The organism is Leptospira ryugenii (genome assembly GCF_003114855.1).
Lineage (GTDB): Bacteria > Spirochaetota > Leptospiria > Leptospirales > Leptospiraceae > Leptospira_A > Leptospira_A ryugenii.
In genome coordinates, this window is sequence record NZ_BFBB01000012.1 from 1 (window position 1) to 6,990 (window position 6,990).

General features: G+C 32.5%; 5 protein-coding genes. All 5 read right to left on the reverse strand.

Annotated elements, in window-relative coordinates:
* Window positions 1-309: 309 nt before the first annotated feature.
* Complete coding sequence (locus tag DI060_RS18630; protein WP_108978522.1) at window positions 310-942, reverse strand: hypothetical protein; 633 nt, start codon at window positions 940-942, stop codon at window positions 310-312.
* Window positions 943-1,211: 269 nt separating this feature from the next.
* A complete protein-coding gene (locus tag DI060_RS18635; protein ID WP_108978523.1) occupies window positions 1,212-2,594 on the reverse strand; it encodes a hypothetical protein in 1,383 nt (460 codons plus the stop codon).
* A gap of 198 nt (window positions 2,595-2,792) precedes the next feature.
* Window positions 2,793-4,586: a hypothetical protein gene (locus tag DI060_RS18640; RefSeq protein ID WP_108978524.1), complete on the reverse strand. Its 1,794-nt coding sequence runs from the start codon at window positions 4,584-4,586 to the stop codon at window positions 2,793-2,795.
* Window positions 4,587-4,774: 188 nt separating this feature from the next.
* Complete coding sequence (locus DI060_RS18645; RefSeq protein ID WP_108978525.1) at window positions 4,775-5,608, reverse strand: MORN repeat-containing protein; 834 nt, start codon at window positions 5,606-5,608, stop codon at window positions 4,775-4,777.
* Window positions 5,609-5,817: 209 nt separating this feature from the next.
* Complete coding sequence (locus DI060_RS18650; RefSeq protein WP_108978526.1) at window positions 5,818-6,765, reverse strand: LA_2444/LA_4059 family outer membrane protein; 948 nt, start codon at window positions 6,763-6,765, stop codon at window positions 5,818-5,820.
* Between the last annotated feature and the right edge of the window lie 225 nt (window positions 6,766-6,990).

The window sequence follows — 6,990 nt, forward strand, 5'->3', positions numbered from 1 at the left end:
CAAGGCATCCCCATAGCCCTCCTGTAAAGGTGTTCTAGGGGATGAGAAACCAGAAAGTGTTACCTATGTCTTGCTACAAAAGTGTTACCCATGTCCTGAGTCATACTATAAGTCCATTTCGGATAACGAACTAGGCTACACGACGTTGTCCGTAGCTGAGCCTCGCAGAGGCGTTAGCGTCGGCGCGACTTCTTGCAGAGCAAGAAGCGTGACGGAGGACAATGTGCCTTTAGGCCGAGCGAGGGCGCCCGTCCCGAGCGGAGCGTGTCAGCCGCAGTTATACGACGTCGCGATCTATTAATATAAATTTTAATCATACCTTAAATTTAATTCTGGAGCTTCTTGGATTAAAGAATCTCGTATGAAATTGCCTAGCGATTCTAAATCCCTTTCGATTAGAATTTCGATGTTTTCGTCTTTGGCAAATATATAAAACATCGTCCCTACACTTAAAGTTGAACCGATTGCAGAACTTAGTAAATTTAGATTAGCCATTCTTAATAAGAGAAACCCTCCGCAAAAACTAGTGAAGGGGTTGCCCAAACTGGTTTGCCGATTTTTAATGCCGTTTGAGTATAAATATTTTTTAATTTTTACTCGATTTTGTATTTGGACGACAGCTGTTATATTGGAGTTAACGATTTGAGTTGGAAAAAATAAACCAAATTCCTTTTCAATAACATATTCTGAACTTGTTAATTGAATTGAAATTGAAATATTTTTATTTTCACTTGGTATGAGGTTTACAATTTTCTCTTTAAAAAGCTTTGCAGAATAATCAGTTAAATTCTCCTTATTAATGAGGATAGAATAATTGTTTAAACTTTCAAATTTAAAGTAACTCTTCTCATTCCATTTTCTTTTTATCATTATCTCATCAAAATTATACTGAACATCGATAGGAATGGTTTCATAGTTTGAATTGATAGAAAGATTTCTCATATTTCGATTTTCTATCTGACAATATAATGAAAATATAAAAAGAAGTGTTAATGGTGTATATTTCATATAATAATTGTAAAATTTGAAAGCGATGTCGTATAACGAACTAGACTAACCGACGTAGGCTGACCCTGAGTCCCGGAACGGGACGTTAGGGACTGGCCACGACACTTGCGCAGGCAAGGGGAGTGCCAGAAGCCTATGTGTCGCAGACCGAGCGAGGGCGAAGTCCCGAAGCGAAGCGGTTAGTCGCTGTTATGCGAAGGCATTTACGTTTTAGGTAGTTTAAGGAAAATATCTGTTTCCGAAGTTCCCAATACTAGTTCCTTGAATAGGAAAAGATAGTTTATGACATACCCTTCATAATCAATATATCTTAACAAAAGAGAATTATATAAATTAACATAGCAAAGTAAATATCCATGCAATATTTTTAGTTCGTCTAGTTTATCACGAGATATATTTCCTTTGTTGAATGGTAGGCTTCCATGAAGAAATTTATTTCTCATGTCTAAGGCTTCTTCTTCATATTTTGAGAGGTTGATTCCTAGTTTTTTAAATGGGATAGATAGTTTATCTTTATTTGTTGGAGAATTAATATTTTTAAGTTTATTTGAAGTAAATATATATTCTTCACTTGTTAGTTTATCTTTCATTTCTTCTAATATTTTAAGAAAACCGACTTTCAAGTCATCGAAGGATGCTTCGTTTATAGGTTTTGTAGGGCTGACCTTATCGAAGGCAAGACTAGTTAATGCTTCAATTGCTGTGACTATCGCAATCGGCGACAATTCCAATCCTAATTTTCCACTACTTTGAAATAGAAGTATTGAGTTTAATAATTTATCTTCTGAAATTAATTTTTCTATAAATTTTTCAACTAGATTGGTTGGTATTTTATCAATCTTTTCGTTCCATTTTTTAGCTTCGTCATGATTTTTTATATAGGAGTGTGGGTTCGTCGGAATAGGTCGATATGAATGCGACATTGATTGCCTAAGGCTTCTATATGAAATTAAAGAAAATTCATTTTCACTATTATATTTAAAGCTATAAACTTGATCTTGTGGGAAATATCCAGTGAGGAAGCCGACTGCACTACAGATTGCGAAAGATATTTTTTCAAAATCTTTATTTTTTATATTGTCGATACATTCTGTAATGAAGTAGGTAGATTTCCCGTCGTAAACATTCCAAATTGAAAAATTGATCCCATTTATTTTTAAATTTACTTTTTCAGTATTTAAATTTCCAACATTGTCATATATACATCTGAAATAACCTAATTTTAAATTTTCAGAAATAAGATAGATATTATGCCACTTTGCCTCACTTTCTTCGTTATCTGTAAAATTTTGAAAGTTTGATATGGCAATAGTTTCCTGTGAAATATAGTTGGGCATACCTTGTTTGATGTATAAGGCATTTTCGGAAAAATATTTTATTCCCAATATTGTGATTTCACAAGGAATTGTCGCACCCAAATCATATTTATTAACAAGCTCATTCTTTAATACTATGCTAAATCCCTTGTTTGTCTTTTCGTAATGGACTATTAAATCCTGTATTCCGGATACGTGTGAATTGAATATAAGCCCAGACTGTTCCTCTATAGAATTGACAAGCTGTATTGTTTCTTGAATTTTTTTCATTTGTTATCTCCAATTTAAATGCTTTCGCATAACGAAATAGCCTTAACGACGTAGGCTGGCCCTGAGTCCCAACGGGACGTTAGGGACTGGAACGACACTTGCGAATGCAAGGGGAGTGCCAGAAGCCTATGTGTCGCAGACCGAGCGAGGCCTTGTGCCGAAGCGAAGCGTTAAGGCGCTGTTATGCGCCGTAAATCATTACCAGATTTTGTAGACTAGATGGGCAATTTCAATTATGGTGTCCATTCTTTTATGTTTTGTAATAATTAGTTTTTGATTGGCATACCCAGTAGATTTCTCAATTGGCTTTTCTATTATTGGATACTTGAATGAATGGTTTTCTGGAAACTCTGTTTCTGTTAAATATTTTTTATATGAATTATAAGTATGTATAAATTTAGAATCATCAATATTGTCGTCTTCGACATAGATTAGAAAAATTAAGAATGGTAGACCTATTGGATCATAAAAGAAAATTTTCTTAAGATGAGTGGTAATTTTATTTGTATCAAGACCAGATAGAATGAATGCTTCAATTATTGTTACGATTGAAGCGTCGCTTTTTCTGATCACGAAATCTAATTCACCCATGCCTCCTTGTGTAGATTTAACGGATGAAAAATTCGGTGTTTGACCAAAAAGGTCTTGGTCAGAAACAGTTAAACCATAACTAGATATTCCTCCTTGTATTAAATATTTAAGAAAGGAATTATATTTATTTTCATCTTTAATTAATCGATTGATTTGGTTCAAAGATTGATGATTTGCACAAATAATAAAGATTTTTTTTAAAAATTCATCTAAAGTAAAATCAAACTTTTCTGGTTTTTTAATTATGCTTTCTAAGTAATTACTAATAAATATTGAATAGCTCAATAAGCCTTTTTTTGATAGCTCCTTGAAATGATTCAATAATTCTACATTTATTTTTTCTTTAAGAATACTAGCAAAATTTGGTAAATTTGAATTCGATATTGTGTTATTTAGAAATTCAAAAATTCTGTCCTCCAGGTTATTGTTATTTTCATCTAAATCAGTAGTTAGAGTAAATTCCTTGTCTGCTAAAAGATTTAAAAGAATGGTTTTTTCTAATAGTGAGATAGCTTTATTGTATTTATTTCTAACTTCTAAGAATTGATGAGTTAAATCTCCTTCTTGCTCAATTTCTGATATTAGTAAGGTGAATTTCAGTAACTGTGCTCTCAATTCGACTAGATTATTTTTTATTTTGCCCAATTTATTTAAAAATGGGTATATATGAGCAATTTCGCGGATCTTTAAAAACTGGGCGTCTTCAGTCTTTCCAAAAAGTTTTGTGTTAATTTGATTTTCAGATAGAAGTTCTTCGTTTGGAATGAAACTTTGAAACCGAAATTGGGTTTCAATAAAATACCTTCTTAGATAAATTCTAGTTACATAGAAAAGGTAAGAATTACTATTTTCAGTAAACAGCGATTCTTTATCTTTGTAAGATTTTTCTATTTCCCGGAATTGGAAGGATAAATTTGTTATTAGTTGGAATATTTTTTTATAATAGAAAATAGCAGATTCTGAATTATCTATCTTCTCAAATTTCTTTCTAATTAAATATTTGAAGAAATTGAAGTAAAGTTCTAAGGCTAACGAAAAATATTTACTCTTTTCATCGAAATATGGCGGTATATCGATATCTATAAGTTCTTCAAAGAAATCTGAATCAATGATAGTAAAATAATTTTCATCCAAATTTGTTTCATCAATTGAAATATTGATTTTCTTATTAACTAATGAAAATAGTTGAAATTCTTTAAATAGTTTTTCTTCTTCCGTATTCGCATTAGTATCAACTCTAAGTTTGAGCTCCATTCTCCCATCTTTTGATTCAATTGATTCAAATTTTAGAAGTAAACTATCTAATTCATCTAGTTTATCTTTCCAAAATAAATCTGCTTCTTCTGATATAAATGTTTCAATATTCGTAAGTAAGTATTCTAAAAAATGTAATTCTATCATATTGATTTATGGCGCATAACGAACTAGGCTACACGACGTTGTCCGTAGCTGAGCCTCGCAGAGGCGTTAGCGTCGGCGCGTCTTCTTACAGCGCAAGAAGCGTGACGGAGGACAATGTGCCGTCAGGCCGAGCGAGGGCGAAAGTCCCGAAGCGAAGCGTGTCAGCCGCAGTTAAGCGAAGTTGCAAATTATTTTGAGTTTACCTGCTTATTTTTTTTCATATCAATTTCAAAAAAAGTGCCACCTTTACCATCAGGTTTGAATTTCAAAAAATAACCGACTTGTTCGCTACAAATATCATATATCCATATCTCTGAGTAATCATCATCATTAGAGTTTATTCTGAAATGAGCTAAATTTTTAATATTTTTGCATTTATTTTCAAGGATAAATATGAATTTATTTACATCGTTTCGAAGTATTGAGTCCGGTTCAACTTGAGTATAAGTATTCGGAATATTTCCTCCTGAAAAAGTTCCCTCAATAATGATTTTTCCCCTCGCATCGGTAATTTTTCCTAGTCCATGCTTATTGCCGCGTTTCCACATTCCAGAATATTTGGAACCGTTAATATACGATTCTTCACCATATCCTTCGGGAAATCCGTTTTTATATTCACCAAAAAGAATAGTACCATTTTTAAGAACAGATTTTATTTTTCCTTCCGGCTTACTTTCTACCCAATCACCATCAAGATAACTTCCATCAGGTCTCGTGAAACAACCTTTACCGTGCATCTCGTTTTTGGAGAAATCTCCTACATATCTGGCTCCGTCGGGAAAAATAAGTGTTCCTTTTCCATCACGTTCATTGTTTAAAAATTCTCCTTCGTATTCAAAGTTTTTAAATGTTTCTTTTCCAAAACCATTTTTCTGAGAGTTTTTCCAGTTCCCTGAGTAGACCATACCATTTTCATATTTAAGTGTTCCGAATCCATTTTGACAATTACCACTTTCGCAAACATCTTCAGCGCTTATTTCAACACTTAATAAGATAAAGACTATTAGATAAATGATATTCATAAACAATTCCTTTTTGTAATAGATAGTTGCAATTTCGCTTAACGAACTAGACTTACCGAAGTTCCCCGACCCTGAGTCCCGCCGGGACGTTAGGGACTGGCATGTAGCTTGCGTAAGCAAGGCGAATGCCAGAAGGGGAATTTGCCGTAGGCCGAGCGAGGCCTTGTGCCGAAGCGTAGCGGTAAGTCGCTGTTATGCGTAGTGTCATATTAATAATTATAAGATAAACCTAAATAAACTCCGCTAATAATATCACTTCCTCCAATACCTCTATTATTCTGAAAATAATAATAAGTATTCCTGAAGTCTTCGTATCGAAGAGTTTGATCATTGTAATTCTGATATTTGAACTTTGAGAAATTGTAGTAATATCCCAAATAGAATTTCAGACTGTTGAAGAATTGGTAAGAGAGAGAGACATCAAATTCATAACCTTGGAATATTCCCAAAGTATTCGAGTTAGATAAATTGGTTTGGAAAATAGGTCTAATTCCATTAGCAAGAATAGAATTAGCAGCGATCTTGTTAGAATAGTATCTTTTTCCTTGTGTAATATAATATTCGAAACCAATATTTAAATTAAGATTATCAATTAGTGGAATTTGGCTTTTAGCAGCAATTTGCAGTCCATGAGATTTAATGCTTTCTTCTGAAATTGACAAACCATTGTTTGAGTTCGTTAATCTGTCAATTTTTCGAATTCCTAATCCTAAAGAGAGAAGTTCAGGTTTTTCATTTAAAATATGATATAAAATATTTAGTTTATAATCAGTTCTTTCTGTATTGTCTAAATACCTTTTTGATATAGAGTCACCATAAAGAGATTGGTAAGAATGTATATAATTTGCTCTAGGGATATTCACATTAATATATTGAAATTCCAATGAAAAATTATTTTCCGGGTTTTTATATTTTACAAAGAACGGAATAATTGAATCTCTATTTCCCTTGAATTGTGAATAGTTTTCAAAATAAATTCCAGTTGATTCACTTAAATCACGTTTATATTCGAAAGGAATAAATTTAACATTTAGTGATTTGATTCCTATTTCCAATTTAGGTTTATTTGAATTTTTATCTTCATTATTATTATTCTCAGCGTTTAGCTCAGAGATTAAAAAAATACTTATCAGAATTGTTTTATATATTTTTTTCATTTTTTCTTTTTTAGTAAAATTTTAGGTATGACTTCAGGAGATAGGTAACGGTTAAGCGGCAGTAGAAGGGTAACGCTTTTTAGTAACCTTTCTTGGTTTATGATCTTTGTATGCATTAGGGTCAGAAATAAGCAAGAAAAAATCCTTGTCTATAACACCTAATTTATTATTAGCAAACCAGATGGAGTAAGTATCTCCCTCTTTTTTAATTCCGACATTGAACTC